The following is a 15430-nucleotide window of genomic DNA, read 5'->3' on the forward strand; positions in this document are numbered from 1 at the left end:
GACGCGGTAGAATAGACCCCATTGAATTTTGCACGAAACGGTACACAGGATGGAAATGGTAATGCAAGAGGCCGGCGCTCCGGCAGGTTCACAGCAAGCGATGCAGCCCGGTCCGGCTTTCGTCCACTTGCGCGTGCACTCGGAGTATTCGATCGTCGACGGCCTCGTGCGCATCGACGACGTGGTCAAGGCGGCGGCAAAGGACAAGCAGGTGGCGCTGGCCGTCACCGACCTGTCGAACCTGTTTGGCATGGTCAAGTTCTACAAGGAAGCGCGCGGCAAGGGCATCAAGCCCATCGTTGGCGTCGACGTGTGGATCACGAATGACGACAACCGCGAAAAACCGTCGCGCCTGCTGTTGCTGGCGAAGAACCGCATGGGCTATCTGCAGCTGTGCGAACTGCTGTCGACGGCCTGGCTGACGAACCAGTACAAGGGCCGCGCCGAGCTGCGCATCGAGTGGCTGCAAGCGCTGGCGACGAATACCTACGACCTGTACCCGGGCGAAAGCGCGGCCAATGGCCTGATCGTGCTGTCGGGCGCGCATTTCGGCGACGTCGGTATCGCCATCGAGAACGGCAACCTGGCCCTGGCCGAACGCAATGCGCAGCGCTGGGCCGAGATTTTCCCCGGCCATTTCTATATCGAAATCCAGCGCGGCGGCCAGGCCAACCAGGAAGCGCAGGTACGCCATGCGGTGGCGCTGGCGGCCAAGCTGGGCTTGCCCGTGGTGGCCACGCATCCCGTGCAATTTATTTCTCCTGAGGAATTCATTGCCCACGAAGCCCGCACCTGTATCGCCGAAGGTGAAATGCTGGCCAACGCCAAGCGGGTGAAACGCTTCAATGACAGCCAGCGCTTCCTGTCGCAGGCCGACATGGCGGAATTGTTCGCCGACCTCCCGGCCGCGCTGGCCAATTCCGTGGAAATCGCCAAGCGCTGCAATCTGACCTTGACCCTGGGCAAGCCGCAATTGCCGAACTTCCCCACGCCGCCAGGCATGACGATCGACCAGTTCCTCGTGGCCGAATCGCAGGCCGGCCTGGAAAAGCGTTTGATCCAGCTGTATCCGGACCCGGAGCGCCGCGAAAAGGAGCGTCCGCGCTACGAATCGCGTTTGAAATTCGAGACAGACACGATTTGCAACATGAAGTTCCCCGGCTACTTCCTCATCGTGGCCGAGTTTATCCAGTGGGCCAAGGAAAACGGCGTGCCCGTCGGTCCGGGCCGCGGTTCGGGCGCCGGTTCGCTGGTGGCGTATTCGCTGCTCATTACCGACCTTGATCCATTGCAATACAACCTGCTGTTCGAGCGCTTCCTGAATCCCGAACGCGTCTCGATGCCCGACTTCGATATCGACTTTTGCCAGGAAGGGCGCGACAGAGTCATCCAGCACGTCAAGGATTTGTACGGCAAGGAGGCAGTCTCGCAGATCGCCACCTTCGGTACCATGGCGGCCAAGGGCGCGATCCGCGACGTGGGCCGCGTGATGGATTTCGGCTACAACTTCTGCGACGGCATCTCGAAGCTGATTCCGTTCAAGCCCGGTAAACCCGTGTCGATCGCCGATGCCATCGAGGAAGAGCCGCTGCTCAAGGAGCGCCTGGAAAACGAGGAAGAGGTCAAGCAGCTGCTGGACCTGGCGCAGCAGGTCGAAGGCATCACGCGCAATATCGGCATGCACGCGGGGGGCGTGCTGATCGCCCCGGGCAAGCTGACGGACTTCTGTCCGCTGTACACGCAGGGCGGCGATTCGGGCGTCGTGTCGCAGTACGACAAGGATGACGTGGAGGCCGTCGGCCTCGTGAAGTTCGACTTCTTGGGTCTGACCACGCTGACCATCCTCGACCGCGCCGTGCGCTACATCAAGCAGCTCGATCCCGCGCAGGCGAACTTCGACCTGGCGACCTTGCCGCTGAACGACAAGCCGTCGTACGACTTGCTGACCAAGGCCAAGACCGTGGCCGTGTTCCAGCTCGAGTCGCGCGGCATGCAGGGCATGCTGAAAGACGCGCGTCCCGACCGTTTTGAAGACATTATCGCGCTCGTGGCGCTGTACCGTCCGGGCCCGATGGACCTGATTCCGGATTTTTGCAAGCGCAAGCACGGCGAACGTTTCGATTATCCCGATCCGCGCACGGAATCGATTCTGTCCGAAACCTACGGCATCATGGTGTATCAGGAGCAGGTGATGCAGATGGCGCAGATCGTCGGCGGCTACTCGCTGGGCGGCGCCGACATGCTGCGGCGCGCCATGGGCAAGAAGAAGGCCGAAGAGATGGCCGAGCACCGCGAGATCTTCCGCGCCGGTGCGGCGAAAGACGGCTTGACGGCGGAAAAGGCCGACGAGATCTTCGATTTGATGGAAAAGTTCGCCGGCTACGGTTTCAATAAATCGCACGCCGCCGCCTACGCCCTGCTGTCGTACCACACGGCGTATCTGAAGGCGCACCACACGGCCGCCTTCATGGCCGCCAACTTGTCGCTGGCCATGGACGACACGGACAAGATCAAGATCCTGGTGGAAGACTCGCTGGAAATCTGCAAGCTGACCTTGTTGCCGCCCGATATCAACGAATCGGACTACCGCTTCACGCCGAGCGGCGCGCCGCCGTCCGTGAGCGGCAAGAAAGTCACGCAGATCCGTTACGGCCTGGGCGCCGTGAAGGGCTCGGGCCAGAATGCCATCGAAGCCATCATCGCCGCGCGCGAGGCGGGCGGGCCATTCACGAGCCTGTTCGATTTCTGCAAGCGCGTGGATAAAAAACAGATCAACCGCCGCACCATCGAGTCGCTGATCCGCAGCGGCGCGTTCGACTGCCTGAAGGTCGACCGCGCCATTCTGCTCGCATCCGTGGCGTTCGCCATGGAATGCGCCGACCAGGCGGCCAAGGCGGCCAACCAGGTGAGCCTGTTCGGCGGCGACGACAGCGACATGGTGGCGCCGCCCGAGTACGTCAAGGTGCCCGTGTGGACAGATAAACAGCGCCTGACGGAAGAAAAGATCGCGCTGGGCTTCTACCTGTCCGGCCACCTGTTCGATTCGTATGCGCCCGAGGCGCGCCGTTTCGCGCGCACGAAATTGTCGGAACTGTCGCCGTCGCGCGAGCCGCGCATGATGGCCGGCGTCATCACGGGCTTGCGCACGCAGATGACGCAGCGCGGCAAGATCCTCATCGTCACGCTCGATGACAAGAGCGGCACGGTGGAAGTGACGGTGTATGGCGAACTGTTCGACGCCAACCGGAAAATCTTCAAGGAAGATGAATTCCTGGCCGTCGTGGGCAAGGTATCGGAAGACCGTTTTTCGGGCGGCTTGCGGATCACGGCCGAGAGCGCTTTCGACATCATCGCCGCGCGCGTGCAATATGGGCGCCAGCTGGGCCTGACCTTGCCGGCCACCCTGGACGCCAAGCGCATCCGAGACGTGATCATGCCGCACCGGGCCGAGACGGGCTTGCCGATCGCCGCGCGGGTCAGCCCGCAAGGCGTCAGCTGCGTGCTGCAGTTTGGCGACGAGTGGAAAGTGGCGCCATCGGATGAATTGCAGATGGCGCTGGAGCAGATGCTGGGTGCGCAAGAGGTGGCGGTCGAATACTGACCGGCACCGCCCGGCGCAGACAACAAAGCCAAACCGCAGACATGCTGGTTTGGCTTTTTTTACGTTTACATGTCTTTCAGGCCCGTGATCGCATAGCCCTTGGCGGCGATCTGCTGGTGCGGCTGTTCGATATGGTAGTCCGGCAATATCTGGGCATCGTCGGCCACTTCGCTGGCGCGTACTTCGAGCTGCCAGTCGGTATTGGTCACTTCTTCCGGAATGAGTTTTCCTTCCGGCACGGCGAGGTAGGAAAAAATGCCGTCGTGCTCGGCCCGGCGGTAGATGTCTACGCGCATGAATGCCTCCTAGTAAGCGTTGGGGGAACCGGCGCACCGTAATGCGTACCGATAGCGCTAGCGTAACAGGATTGCGCCGTGCACGGGTTGTAGCGTGTGCCGCAGGTGGGGGCGGCGCTCAGGCGACAACGGAAGCGTAGTCGTCGTCATCGAGCATGGCCGCTTTCCGCGCCTCGCTGGCGGCGGCCGCAGCACCTGCCGTGGCGGCTTGCATCGGGCTGCGATGGGCGTCGAGGCCGCTGCGCAGGCTGGCGATCATGGCCAGCGTCAATTCGTGGCGCTTGCGTGCTTCCGAGCGTTTTTTGGAAGGAATGTCTTGCAGCGCCGGCAAGGGCAGGTTTTCGCACGCTAACTCAAAATCGCCATCCTGGCGCACTTGCGCACCCAGTTCTTGCCATAGCGCATTGTAGTCGGCGAACAAACGGCCTTTCTTGGCGGAGTGGTGTACGGCGCGGTTGATATTGCCGACAAGAAGCATCTTGCGGCAGCCATGTTCGTACCCCAGTTGGCGCACCAGGCGCACCATCAGGGTCTTGGGACGCATGCCGTGCAAGTCGCGCGTTGCCTCGCGCACGCGGTGTGCGCTTTCCTCGCCCTTCGGGCCTTGCAGGCAGCCGATGCGCATGCCCAGGGTGGCGCGCAACTGGCTGCCGAAGAAGGAAAAGGCGATCGAATAGAGGACGTCGTCGTCATCCACCAGTTGCAGCACCATCTCGCCTTCGCGGTCCATCGGATGTAGCGAACATAGTTGCAGGTGGTAGGACGCGCCCGACTTGCCCGCCACTGTGCCCAGGCGTACGGGCCCGTGCGCCGCTTGAGCCATCAGCTTGCCCCAGCCTTGCTGCAAGATGAAATGGTAGTGTTCGGCCAGCAATTCCACGCGCTGGTGGCAATTCAAGGTCAGGCTCAGGTAAGGCCGGTAGACCTTGTGGATCATGTGCGGATAGGCATGTACCAGATCATGAAACACCGGATGCGAGTTCAGCAGTTGCAGCCATAGTCGGGTTTGGCGCTGTTGCACGCGGGCGCGCAGATGCAGCTTGAGCAGTTCACGCCAGCGGCGCATGCCGCTCGGCATCGCCATCAAGCCGTCAGACAGGGTAATAGTTGGCATCATCGTGCGCATGTCCATGATAAAGGAGGAGCGTCGAAGCCGTTCCGGCTCAGACGGGTACAGGGCTGCTGACGCCCTCGTGGTTTGCCAGCAGGATGGTGGTGCCGCGGCTGCCCCGCGCCAGCTTGCCGGCCAGTCCGCCTGAAAACCGGCGCGGCCAGCCGCCTTGCTTGTGTGCTGGCAAGACGACTTCGTGGCAACCCAATAGCTCAGCCGTATCGAGGATCGTAAACAGCGGCTCGCCGGCGAAAATGTGGGTGCTGAAATCGATATGAGAGCGGCTCAGGTAGAGTCCCGCCTCGTGCATCATGTGCTGCGTGGCCAGGTCAAGGGCATCGCATTCGTTGGCGCTGTGCCGGGGCAGGCCATCGGCGCAGCGTCGCGGCGCCGGTGTCACGTGCAACAGGCTGACGCATACTTTGATGCCCCATTCCTGCAGGCGCCTGGCGTAGCGCGCACCGTAGATGATGTCGCTGGCGCGCTTGACGGGCAAGAGCAGCAGCAAGGTATCCTGGCCCGGCTTGCCGCAGGCGCCCTCGGCGCTGTCCGGGGCGCGGGTGCGTTGCGGGGCAAGGCGCGATGCATGCATGGAAAAGATGGCCGTGGTGGAAAAACCGTGTCATCTTATCCATGCCCGTATCCGCTGTAAATTGGCGAAACAGCGTACGGGTTTCCCTTATGTTCGCGTGTTGTTAATAGCGGTAAGTGACATACACGGCGCCGATCGGCGATGTCTTGCGCTGCACGATGGGGCTCTTGGCCGCGTCGCCCAGACGGCTCTCGACGCCGATCAGCGTATTGATGCCCCAGCGTGCATCGAAGCGGTGTTCCCAGTTGACGGTGGCTTGCGCTTCATAGAAACCGCCCTTGGGCGTGTATTGCTTGAACGAGGTATTGGCGGCCTGGGTGGCCGTCACGCCATACATGGTCTGCACGTACTTGCGCTCGCCCCAGCCCAGCTGGCCGCCGATGGTCACGCTGTCTTGCTGCACGCCCCTGGCATCGGCCCGGCCGTAGATCTGTCCTGTGGCGCCGAAATGCACGTTCGCGCCATTTTCGCGGTTCGACAGGGGAATGTCGCTCGTGACGCTCAGCGACAGGCCCGGCAAAGGCGAATAACCGGCACTGAGCAGGGCGCTGGCGTTGCCCTTGACTTCGCCCATGCCCTTCAGGTAATCGCTGCCGCCCCAGCCGTTGGCGCCCGTGCGCTTGTGGTCTTCGCGGTTGCCGCGGTAGCCCAGTGCTGCGCTGTAGCTGAAGGGGCCTGCCTGGCCGCCATAGCCGATGCCGCGCGACGTGCTGAAGAACAGGCCATTGGCCATGGCGTAATCGAGGATGATCAGCGGCGAGGCCGACAGCTTGTCGGCGCCGGAATAGCTGGACACGGCGGCGACGCCGCCGCCGATGGTGAAGACATTTTCCGCCGGCGGTTCGGCCGCCGCGGCGGCCAGCGGGTTGAGGATCATGCCGCTGGCAAGTGCCAGCGAGGTCAGCAGGGTTGTGGGTGCGTGCATGGAAGTTTCCGTCAGATGAGAACCGAGTCCGGAGTGGCTCGATTGACTGCCGGTAGTATCTGTCCTTGCCATGAAGGAAAAATGAGCCTTTTATTAAGATTGCATGAAGAGCGCTTCTTTACCCTTTCTTCAGCTTGCGGTGGTTTAATACCCACCATGAAGATATTGCTGATTGAAGATGATATGGACCTGGGCAACGGCGTGCGGATCGCCTTGCGCGACCAGGGCATGCAAGTGGTCTGGGTGCGCAGCCTGGAAGATGCGGCGCGCAGCATCGAGCACGACAGTTGCGAGCTGGTGCTGCTGGACCTGGGCTTGCCCGATGGCGATGGCCTCGATTTGCTGGCCCGGCTGCGCGCGGCCCGCTTGCCCGTGCTGATCCTCAGCGCCCGCGACACGCTGGAACAGCGCTTGCGGGGCCTCGATGGCGGCGCCGACGATTACCTGGTGAAGCCCTTCGTGCTGGCCGAGCTGCTGTCGCGCGTGCGCGCCCTGGCGCGCCGCAGTTATGGCTTCGACGGCGACACCATCGAGTTGCGCGGCCTGCTGCTGCAGGTGCCCACGCGCCGTGTCAGCGTGCATGGCCGGCCCGTGGAGCTTACGGCCAGTGAATATGCCTTGCTGAAGACCTTGCTGATGCGCGCCAACCGGGTCATCACGCGCCGCGTGCTGGAAGAACATATCCTGCCCGGCGGGCTGGCCAATGCCAGCAATACCCTTGACGTGCATATGGGCAACCTGCGCCGCAAGATAGGCGAAGGCTATATCCGTACCGTGCGCGGCGTCGGCTATGTCATCGACCAGCAGGGCGAATCATCCACCCAATCGGGTGCCGGCGCATGATGGGGCGTTTCTGGGCCATGCTGCGCCAGCCTACCCTGGTACGCCGCCTGATGATGGCGCAAATGCTGATGCTGACCATGGTGTGGAGCCTGGCCGTGGCGTATGTGCTGGTCGAGGGCGCGGATGAAGCGAGCACTGTCAGCCGCGGCGTCCTGCATGCCATTATCAGCGTGGCCGATAACCTGGCCGAGCAGCCGCAGCGCCAGGAACAAAGCTTGCGCGCCATCGACGAAGCCCTGCGCGAGGAGTTTGAAACGGGGCAGGTGCCGGAACTGGCGCCGCGCATCCTGGTCTGGCGCGAAGGCAAGCTGGTCTACAAGTCGCCCGATGCGCCCAGCGGGATCCGCAGCGCCGGCCCGGAACAGATGGAAGTCGTGTACATCAAGGGCCAGGCCTGGCGCAGCCGCAGCCTGGCCGAGGGCGGCACGCGCGTGACGGTGCTGGAGGCGGGAGGCGCCTGGCAATTGTTCATCACCATCAATTCACGCGGTTACTACCTGCTGCCGTTGCTGATCAGCTTGCCGTTCCTGCTGGTGCCGGCCTGGCTGTCGATCCGCCTTGCCATGCGCCCGTGGCGCAAGCTGGCGCAGGAGGTGGCGGCGCGCGGGCCGCAGGATTTGCGTCCGCTGACCTTCAAGCCGCCGCATGGCGAACTGGCGGCACTGGTTGACAATATCAATGCGCTGCTGCAGCGGGTCGATGCCAGCGCTGCGCGCGAACGCAGCTTCATCGCCGATGCCACGCATGAGCTGCGCACGCCGCTGGCGGCCATGCGTGTCAATGTCGAGGCCTTGCAGGGCCAGGTACATGATGCGCGCCAGCAAGAGCTGCTGGACGGTATCTTGAACAGCGGCAACCGGGCCGCGCGTCTGGTGGGCCAGCTGCTGCAGCTGACGCGCAGTGAAGTGCAGGCGGGCGCGGGCGAGTTGCCGCGGCGCCAGGCGCTCGATACCTTGCTGCAAGATCGTCTGGCGGCCCTGTCCGGCCTGGCCCAGGCGGGCGAGATCGAGCTTGAATTGCAAGCCAGCGTCTCGCTCAGCGTGCCCGGACAGCGCGAGAGTCTGGTGTCGCTGATCGACAACCTGGTGGAAAACGCCATCAAGTACAGCCCGCGCGGCAGCAGCGTGACGGTGTCGCTGCATGCGGAGCGGGGCCAGGCCGTGTTGCATGTGGCCGATCAGGGACCTGGCATCGCGCCGGCACTGTATGACCGCGTGTTCGACCGCTTTTTCCGCGCGCCGCAGCAGGCGCAGCCAGGCAGCGGCCTGGGCTTGTCCATCGTCGCTTCCGTCGTACGCCAGCATGGCGGCACGATTCAGTTGCACAGCGGTAACGGTGGCCTGGGTTTGCTGGTCGAGGTGCGCTTGCCCCTGGCCGTAGCCTGACCGCGCTGGCAGGCTTTGCGATATTGCCTGAAAATTATTTCATGTGCCTATAACGCAAGATGGCATGGCGTGGCGCACGCTTGCGATGCATAATGCGGAACAGTTTAAAAAACACCGTTATGCGCCCCTTCCTGTCCCGCTACCTGCCGTATCCCGCCTTTGTCGGCCTGTACCTGCTGTTTGACTGGGCCACGTATATTGACCCGATGTACGGGCTGAACATCACCCCGTGGAATCCCGACCCCGCGCTGGGTCTGGTATTTTGGCTGATCCACGGCCGCAAGGCGGCGCTGCCATGGTTCATCGCCCTGGTGGCCGGCGAGGTGCTGGTGCGCGGCATGCCGGCTGGCCTGCCCCTGACCTTGCTCTGTTCGGCGTGGCTGGTGCTCGGCTATGGCGGTATCGGCGCAGTCTTGCGCCGCAGTTTCAGCAGCAGCGACATCTTCGACAACCGGCGCCGCCTGAGCGCCTGGGTTCTCATCGTGCTGCTGGGCACCGCGCTCAATGCAATCGGCTATATTTCATTGCTGTCGCTCACGGGGCGCATACCGTCCGCCGAATGGGGCACGGCAGTCTGGCGTTTCGGCATCGGCGATACGGTCGGCATGCTGGTGTCGATGCCGCTGATCTGGGTGCTGTTCAGCGAGCGCGGGCGTGAGCGCCTGCGGGCCGCCGTCTGGCGCTGGGAAACCCTGGCGTACCTGGCCCTGGCCTGCTTCGTGCTGTGGAGCGTTTTCGGTTCCATCGTGCGTTCCGAATACAAGCATTTCTATTTTTTGTTTCTCCCCGTCATCTGGGCCGCCTCGCGCCAGGGCTTGCATGGCGCCGTGCTGGCCGTGTTTGTATTGCAGCTATGCATCATCACCCTGGTGAAATGGACGCATGCCGTCGATATCCAGTTTTATGAATTGCAACTGCTCGACGCCGTGCTGGCGCTGGTGGGCTTTTTTATCGGCATCGTCGTCGATGAAATGCGGCAGGTGGCCGACGAACTGAAGCACACGATGCGCCTGGCGGCGGCCGGCGAAATGGCGGCCGCCCTGGCGCACGAGCTGAACCAGCCGCTGACGGCCTTGTCGACCTATGGCAAGGCGTGCGAATACCTGCTGGAACGGGGCGAGAACGGCGCCTTGCTGCAGGGCGCCATCGGGCACATGATCGTTGAATCGGGACGCGCCGCAGACGTGGTGCGCCGCCTGCGCGACTTTTTCCGCACCGGCGCGATGCAGCTCGAGGCGGTGCAGGCGAGCGCCTTGATCGAGGGCTTGGCGCGCCAGTTCGCGCCGCTGTTCCATGAGCATGGCATCGAGCTGGCACTGGCGCCGCCGTCGCCGCTGGCCGTCAATGCGGACCGCCTGCAAATCGAACTGGTATTGCGTAACTTGCTGGCCAATGCACAGGATGCGGTGATGGCCCAGCCGCGCGGCCAGCGCCGCATCACGGTGTCGGCCGAGCCGCTCGAGGGCGGGCGGCTGCGCCTGTCCGTGGAAGACAGCGGGCCCGGCATTTCCAACAGCCTGGCCGCGCGCCTGTTCGAACCGTTCGTCTCGACCAAGGCCAGCGGCCTGGGGCTGGGGCTGGTACTCAGCCGCAGCATCGTCGAAGCGCATGGCGGCCAGCTATGGGCCGAAGTGGGCAAGCATGGTATGTTTCGTTTTATCCTGCCTCTGGCGCACGCCAGTGCGGGCGCCAGGGGAGAGTATGGTGACAAGTAATTTGACGGTGTTTATCGTGGACGACGATCCCGCCGTGCGCGATGCGCTGGGTTTGCTGTTGGGCATACGCGGCTACCGCACGGCGCTGTTTTCCTGCGGCGAGGATTTCCTGCACAGCTGGCGGCCCGAGTGGGCCGGTTGTCTGCTGATCGATATCCGCATGTCGGGCATGGATGGCCTGAGCCTGCAGCGCCGCTTGCTGGAGCTCAAATGCATGCTGCCCATCATCATCATCACGGGGCACGGCGACGTGGCCCTGGCACGCCAGGCATTCAAGGCGCAGGCCAGCGATTTCCTGGAAAAACCATTTGACCATGACAAGCTGCTGACCGCCATCGATGAAGCATTTTCACGCGAGGCGCAGGCGCGCGGCCAGTTGCAGCGCCAGGTGGATGGGCTCGCCTTGCTGCGCGCCTTGACGCCGCGCGAGCGCGAAGTGATGCAGTTGGTGGTGACGGGCCAGCACAACCGCGATATCGCCCCGGCGCTCGGTATTTCCGTACGCACGGTGGAAGTGCACAAGGCGCGCCTGATGGACAAGCTGGGCGTCGATAATGTGGCCGACCTGGTGCGCATCAGCATGCTGGGCACCGGCTAGCCGAGGAAGAGCTCTCTAGGCGATTGCCTTCAATACCTGATCGCTTGAAATCGCCTTGACCCAGTCGCTGCGCCGCGCCACCGTGATGACGGTGCTGTTGGCGCTGTCGAAGGGGGCCCATTCAGGATTCTTCTTGCGCATCAATGCCACCACGGGCACATGCACGGCGTTTGCCAGATGCATGATCGATGTTTCCACCGAAATAATCAGGTCGCATTGCGCCAGCATGGCCGGCAGTTGGAAAAAGTTGTCGACGGCACTGAAGGCCTGCGTACGCGGCAAGTTGTGCGCCTGCACGACGGCATCCACCTTGGCCAGTTCCTGCGGCATGGCATTGATCAGGAAGCAGGCATGCTGCCATTTCGGCATCGCTTGCATGCGCGTGATCAGCTCGGCAATGCGCTCCAGGGGCCAGCCGCGCTTGTGCGACTTGGCAAACGGGTTCAATAGCACGAGCGGACCCTGGCGCGGGGCAAAGCCCCAGGCGGCCAGCTGCTCTTGCGCCTGCTGCAATGCGTGCTCGGGAATGTGCACGAAGGGATAGCGTTCGGCCACGGGAATGTCGAGTCCCGTCAATTGATGGAACCAGTCCGCATACACGCTGCTGATATGGTGTTCGCCGGCATCCTGTCCCGCATACGAGGCCAGCACGGCATCGATCTTGCGGTAGGCGAGGTAATGCCAGGGGCGCAAGGGGCTGAACGGCTTGCGCGTGCCGATCACCAGCCCGTGCGGGCTGATCGCGCGGGCGAGGTCCGCATATTGCTGTGGCCGTACGTGGGCCAGCGACACGACGACAGGATAGTGCTCCGCCTTGGCTTCGCGCAGCGACTCTTCGTACAGCGCGGGGCTGTAAGTCTTGCGGTACACCTTGGAAAACAGGCCCGACTGTTCCACCCAGTCATACAGCGAATAGGTGCGCAAGCTTTCCCATTGTTTGGCGTCGGACGTGCGTCGGACTTCATCGACCCACAGGTGGATCTGGATATGCGGGTAGGCCGCGGCAAAGGCGCGGAAGCCGTTTTGCAGGTAGGTGAAGTCTCCCAGCGCCAGATGGGCGATGAACAGAATTTTGTCCGACTTTTGTAGCAGTTCGGCGGGAATCAAGGGCGTCATGTATCAGTACGATTTCAGGTATTCATTCGATGGTGTCATACCACTGGGTGGGATGGTGTCATGCCACTTGCTGGGAAAATTGCAGGCGGTGCAGATTGGCATAGGCGCCGTTGGCGTCCAATAATTGCTGGTGACTGCCGGTTTCCATTATTTTCCCATGTGACAATACCACGATACGGTCCGCCCGTTCAATTGTTGATAGGCGATGAGCAATAACTAAGGTGGTTTTTCCTTGCATTAGGTGTTCCAGTGCCGCTTGCACGGCCCGTTCCGCCTCCGTATCCAGTGCCGAGGTGGCTTCATCGAGAATCAGGATGGGCGCATCCTTGTAGATCGCGCGGGCAATGGCCACGCGCTGGCGCTGGCCGCCGGACAGGCGCGACCCATTGTCGCCCAGGCGCGTTTCCAGGCCGTCGGGCAAGCCGTCGATGACGTCCGACAGGAAGGCTGCCGCGGCCGCCGCCTCAATGCGCTGCCGGTCCGGGGCCGCATCGCCATACGCGATATTGGCGGCCAGGGTATCGTCGAACAGCACCACCTGCTGGCTGACCATGGCGATCTGGCTGCGCAGGCTGGTCAAGGCGATGGCATCGATATTCTGTCCATCGAGCAAGATTTCACCGCTGCTGACCGAGTAAAAGCCGGGCAGCAGGCTGACCAGGGTCGATTTGCCGCCGCCGGACATGCCGACAAAGGCGACCGTTTGTCCCGGCGCGATGTTCAGGTCGATGTGTCGCAGGGCCGGTTCCGGATGTCCGGGGTAGGCAAAGCTCACGTCCTTGAACTCGATGCGGCCTTTGCTGCGGCCGGCCAGCGGCTTGCCGCCCGTGCGTTCCGGTGTCTTGTCGATCAGCAAAAAGACTTCTTCGGCGGCGGCCATGCCGCGTTGCAGGGGACCGTTGACTTCGGCCAGTTGCTTCAACGGCGTCAGCAGCATCAGCATGGCCGTGATGAAGGATACAAAGCCGCCGACCGTGATCTGCCCCTGCTCCGACTGGAACAGGGCCATCACGATGACCAGGGCCACGGCGGCGGCCGTAATTACCTGCGTGATGGGCACGGTGGCGGAAAAGGTCGTGGTCATGCGCATGCTGTAGCGGCGCAATTGTTCGGCGCGCTCTTCGAAGCGCGCTTTTTCGTAGGCCTGGCCGCCGAAGATCTTGATCACTTGCTGCGCGCGCGTGGTTTCTTCGATGACCTGGGTCAGCTCGGCATTGACGGCCAGCGAGTCGCGGTTGAGTTTTTTCAGGCGCTTGCCCGTGGTGCGCACGACGATGGTCAGCACGGGCAGCAGCACCAGGGTCACCAGGGTCAGTGCCCAGTTCAGGTACAGCAGCCATGCCAGCAAGCCCAGCACGGTCAGCGAGGAGCGCACGATCGAGGTAAACACCTTGGTCACCATCTCGATGATCTGCTGCACCTCGAACATGATGGAGTTGATGACCTTGCCCACCGTGTGCGTGTTGTAGAAGTCGATGGGCAAGTTCAGCATGCTGGCAAACATCCGGCGCCGCAATTCGTTGAGGATGCGCGTGGAGACATAGCTCATCAGGTAGCTGCTGGCAAACGTCGACGCGCCGCGGATGGCAAAGATGCCGATGACGATCAGCGGCACCAGCCAGAAGGAAAAACGCACTTTGCCGCCAAAACCATTGTCGAGCAGCAGCTTGAGCGCATACGGCAGCAGCGGTTCCGTGCCCGCCGTGACGACCATCGCCAGCAGGGCCAGGGCCAGGTGTTTCTTATAGGGCGCGTGCAGCGCGGTAAGGCGCTTCAGGTCGGGCGTGAGCATCGGTATGATTCCTTGCAGGGGACAGCAAAAACGGTCAGGCGAAAAACGAGCTCAAGCGGTGCGCTCTTGCTGGCGCAACAGGGCCCACAATATCACCATCGGGAAGACCAGCATGATGATGCCGATATTCAGGGTGAGCGAGCTCGTCGTAAGGCCAAAAATCAGGTAGCAAGTGCATAGCACCACGCCGGCCAGTGCATAGGGCTGGGCAGCGGGGGAACTCTGGCGCAGGGAGCGTGCAAACAGTGCCAACGGTACAAGGAAGAGCGCCAACAAGGCCAAGACACCGATAATGCCGCGTTTGACCATCGTATCGAGGTAGTCGTTATGGGCATTGGTATGCCTGCGTATGGAAATGTTTGCCTTACCTTCCGCCACCAACATCGATTTTTGTTCCATGTAACCGTTGCGACCCAAGCCTGTCCAGGGGCGTTGCTGGGACATATCGATCGCGGTGCGCCACATTTCGAGACGTTGCCCGATGGAGGTATCAACTTCCCCGCGGTCCTCAAATGTGTGAATGTTGGAAATGCCAAGAGTAATGCGCTCTTTTACCGTCGAGTGGGGCAAAACGTAGGCCACGATGGACAGGCCCGCCAGGGCCAACAGTCCCATCATCAGATAGCGTTTGCCATGCTTTTTGCTGTGATGTACGACGAAGAAAATCAGGCAGACGGGCAAGGCGATCCAGCCGCCGCGACTGCCGCTGATGATGGAGCCGACGATGCCTGCCAAGCAGCCCAATAGCATGACGGCTCTCCATAACCAGCGGTGAGCTTGCATGCTGGCCCAGTCGAGCCCGCACATGGCCAACATACCCAGCAAGATGCTGATATTGCCATAGTGAATCGCGTTACTGGTTGCTGCGAGAGGGCGCGGCATATCCTGAATAAAAAATTGCCACATCGCCAATGCTGTGCCAGCAATGGCGCCGACGGCTAAGCCTGCCCACCAAGCCTCCGGCCGTGGCGGATACGCAATGAGCAACAACAGGACGGGTATGGCCAGCAGTGCCCGCAATGGAATGTCGAGTTCGCGGGCAGGATCTGCGTGGTACAGCATGTTGGCCGTGAAAATACAGAAATACAGCAACAGCGTGCCCAGCATTAGATAATCCTGGCGTTGCAGGTTCAGGCGGGGACGTTTCCATAGCAACCAGCTGCTGGCCAGCAGAAGAACCAGCGCGCCAAGGGAATATCCGCTGGTGACAGGCAACGCCAATGCCGAAAAGAGAAAAACACAAACAGAGGTCAAGCCGAGCATGAATATCCTTGGTAACGCACGTCGTCGCCATTATGGCAACTGTAGCAACATAAAGTAGGCGTCATTGTAATCGAAGGTTCATGCAAAAACGCCGACGTAAAAATTGCTTTTTTGAAATCAATTCGCCAAGCCCAAGGGTATAAACGAAAAAACCATGGTTTTGAACCATGGTTTTTTTGTAAGCAATGGTAAC

Annotated in this window: 12 protein-coding genes; 5 read left to right on the plus strand and 7 right to left on the minus strand. The window is 61.9% G+C overall.

Annotated elements, in window-relative coordinates; genetic code table 11:
- Positions 1-61: 61 nt before the first annotated feature.
- Entirely contained in the window at positions 62-3601 is a 3540-nt protein-coding gene (dnaE, locus tag OX462_RS05060; protein ID WP_230502684.1) for a DNA polymerase III subunit alpha, read from the plus strand.
- Between the two features lie 65 nt (positions 3602-3666).
- On the opposite strand, the gene OX462_RS05065 is transcribed toward dnaE, so the two are convergent.
- The 4 genes from OX462_RS05065 to OX462_RS05080 form a co-directional block, all read right to left on the minus strand.
- The gene (locus tag OX462_RS05065; RefSeq protein WP_070224376.1) at positions 3667-3897 is read right to left on the minus strand and encodes a DUF6139 family protein; all 231 of its coding nucleotides are present in this window, start codon (positions 3895-3897) and stop codon (positions 3667-3669) included.
- A gap of 118 nt (positions 3898-4015) precedes the next feature.
- On the minus strand, positions 4016-5014 hold the full coding sequence (locus OX462_RS05070; RefSeq protein ID WP_162995766.1) for a VirK/YbjX family protein: 999 nt from the start codon (positions 5012-5014) through the stop codon (positions 4016-4018).
- A gap of 46 nt (positions 5015-5060) precedes the next feature.
- A complete protein-coding gene (locus OX462_RS05075; protein ID WP_121670361.1) occupies positions 5061-5600 on the minus strand; it encodes a universal stress protein in 540 nt (179 codons plus the stop codon).
- A gap of 103 nt (positions 5601-5703) precedes the next feature.
- Positions 5704-6525 (minus strand): MipA/OmpV family protein, encoded by an 822-nt coding sequence (locus tag OX462_RS05080; protein ID WP_409027917.1) that lies wholly within the window; start codon positions 6523-6525, stop codon positions 5704-5706.
- A 156-nt stretch (positions 6526-6681) separates the two neighbouring features.
- Here OX462_RS05080 and OX462_RS05085 point away from each other — a divergent pair, with 156 nt between their 5' ends.
- The 4 genes from OX462_RS05085 to OX462_RS05100 all read left to right on the plus strand — a co-directional run bounded on the left by OX462_RS05085 (position 6682) and on the right by OX462_RS05100 (position 11066).
- A complete protein-coding gene (locus OX462_RS05085; protein ID WP_070310519.1) occupies positions 6682-7368 on the plus strand; it encodes a response regulator in 687 nt (228 codons plus the stop codon).
- Positions 7365-8753, plus strand: a complete 1389-nt coding sequence (locus OX462_RS05090) for a sensor histidine kinase (RefSeq protein ID WP_083287510.1) — start codon at positions 7365-7367, stop codon at positions 8751-8753. Before OX462_RS05085 ends, OX462_RS05090 begins: the two co-directional genes overlap by 4 nt.
- Positions 8754-8872: 119 nt before the next feature.
- Positions 8873-10468, plus strand: coding sequence for a sensor histidine kinase (locus tag OX462_RS05095; RefSeq protein ID WP_409027918.1), 1596 nt, complete (start codon positions 8873-8875; stop codon positions 10466-10468).
- Entirely contained in the window at positions 10455-11066 is a 612-nt protein-coding gene (locus OX462_RS05100) for a response regulator transcription factor (RefSeq protein ID WP_409027919.1), read from the plus strand. Before OX462_RS05095 ends, OX462_RS05100 begins: the two co-directional genes overlap by 14 nt.
- A gap of 15 nt (positions 11067-11081) precedes the next feature.
- Here the strand turns inward: OX462_RS05100 and OX462_RS05105 are convergent, their stop codons facing one another.
- The 3 genes from OX462_RS05105 to OX462_RS05115 are packed head-to-tail and all read right to left on the minus strand — an operon-like array spanning position 11082 to position 15237.
- Positions 11082-12182, minus strand: a complete 1101-nt coding sequence (locus OX462_RS05105) for a glycosyltransferase family 9 protein (protein WP_070224383.1) — start codon at positions 12180-12182, stop codon at positions 11082-11084.
- Between the two features lie 58 nt (positions 12183-12240).
- Positions 12241-13974, minus strand: a complete 1734-nt coding sequence (gene msbA / locus OX462_RS05110) for a lipid A export permease/ATP-binding protein MsbA (protein ID WP_070287849.1) — start codon at positions 13972-13974, stop codon at positions 12241-12243.
- A gap of 51 nt (positions 13975-14025) precedes the next feature.
- On the minus strand, positions 14026-15237 hold the full coding sequence (locus tag OX462_RS05115; protein WP_070224385.1) for an O-antigen ligase family protein: 1212 nt from the start codon (positions 15235-15237) through the stop codon (positions 14026-14028).
- Between the last annotated feature and the right edge of the window lie 193 nt (positions 15238-15430).

This window comes from Janthinobacterium aestuarii (assembly GCF_046113285.1).
Lineage (GTDB): Bacteria > Pseudomonadota > Gammaproteobacteria > Burkholderiales > Burkholderiaceae_D > Janthinobacterium.

Coding starts and splice junctions, on each gene's coding strand:
- OX462_RS05075 (WP_121670361.1), bottom strand. CDS start 5,600: ATGCATGCATCGCGCCTTGCCCCGCAACGCACCCGCGCCCCGGACAGC.
- msbA (WP_070287849.1), bottom strand. CDS start 13,974: ATGCTCACGCCCGACCTGAAGCGCCTTACCGCGCTGCACGCGCCCTAT.
- OX462_RS05095 (WP_409027918.1), top strand. CDS start 8,873: ATGCGCCCCTTCCTGTCCCGCTACCTGCCGTATCCCGCCTTTGTCGGC.
- OX462_RS05100 (WP_409027919.1), top strand. CDS start 10,455: ATGGTGACAAGTAATTTGACGGTGTTTATCGTGGACGACGATCCCGCC.
- OX462_RS05070 (WP_162995766.1), bottom strand. CDS start 5,014: ATGATGCCAACTATTACCCTGTCTGACGGCTTGATGGCGATGCCGAGC.
- OX462_RS05080 (WP_409027917.1), bottom strand. CDS start 6,525: ATGCACGCACCCACAACCCTGCTGACCTCGCTGGCACTTGCCAGCGGC.
- OX462_RS05065 (WP_070224376.1), bottom strand. CDS start 3,897: ATGCGCGTAGACATCTACCGCCGGGCCGAGCACGACGGCATTTTTTCC.
- OX462_RS05085 (WP_070310519.1), top strand. CDS start 6,682: ATGAAGATATTGCTGATTGAAGATGATATGGACCTGGGCAACGGCGTG.
- OX462_RS05115 (WP_070224385.1), bottom strand. CDS start 15,237: ATGCTCGGCTTGACCTCTGTTTGTGTTTTTCTCTTTTCGGCATTGGCG.
- OX462_RS05105 (WP_070224383.1), bottom strand. CDS start 12,182: ATGACGCCCTTGATTCCCGCCGAACTGCTACAAAAGTCGGACAAAATT.
- OX462_RS05090 (WP_083287510.1), top strand. CDS start 7,365: ATGATGGGGCGTTTCTGGGCCATGCTGCGCCAGCCTACCCTGGTACGC.
- dnaE (WP_230502684.1), top strand. CDS start 62: ATGCAAGAGGCCGGCGCTCCGGCAGGTTCACAGCAAGCGATGCAGCCC.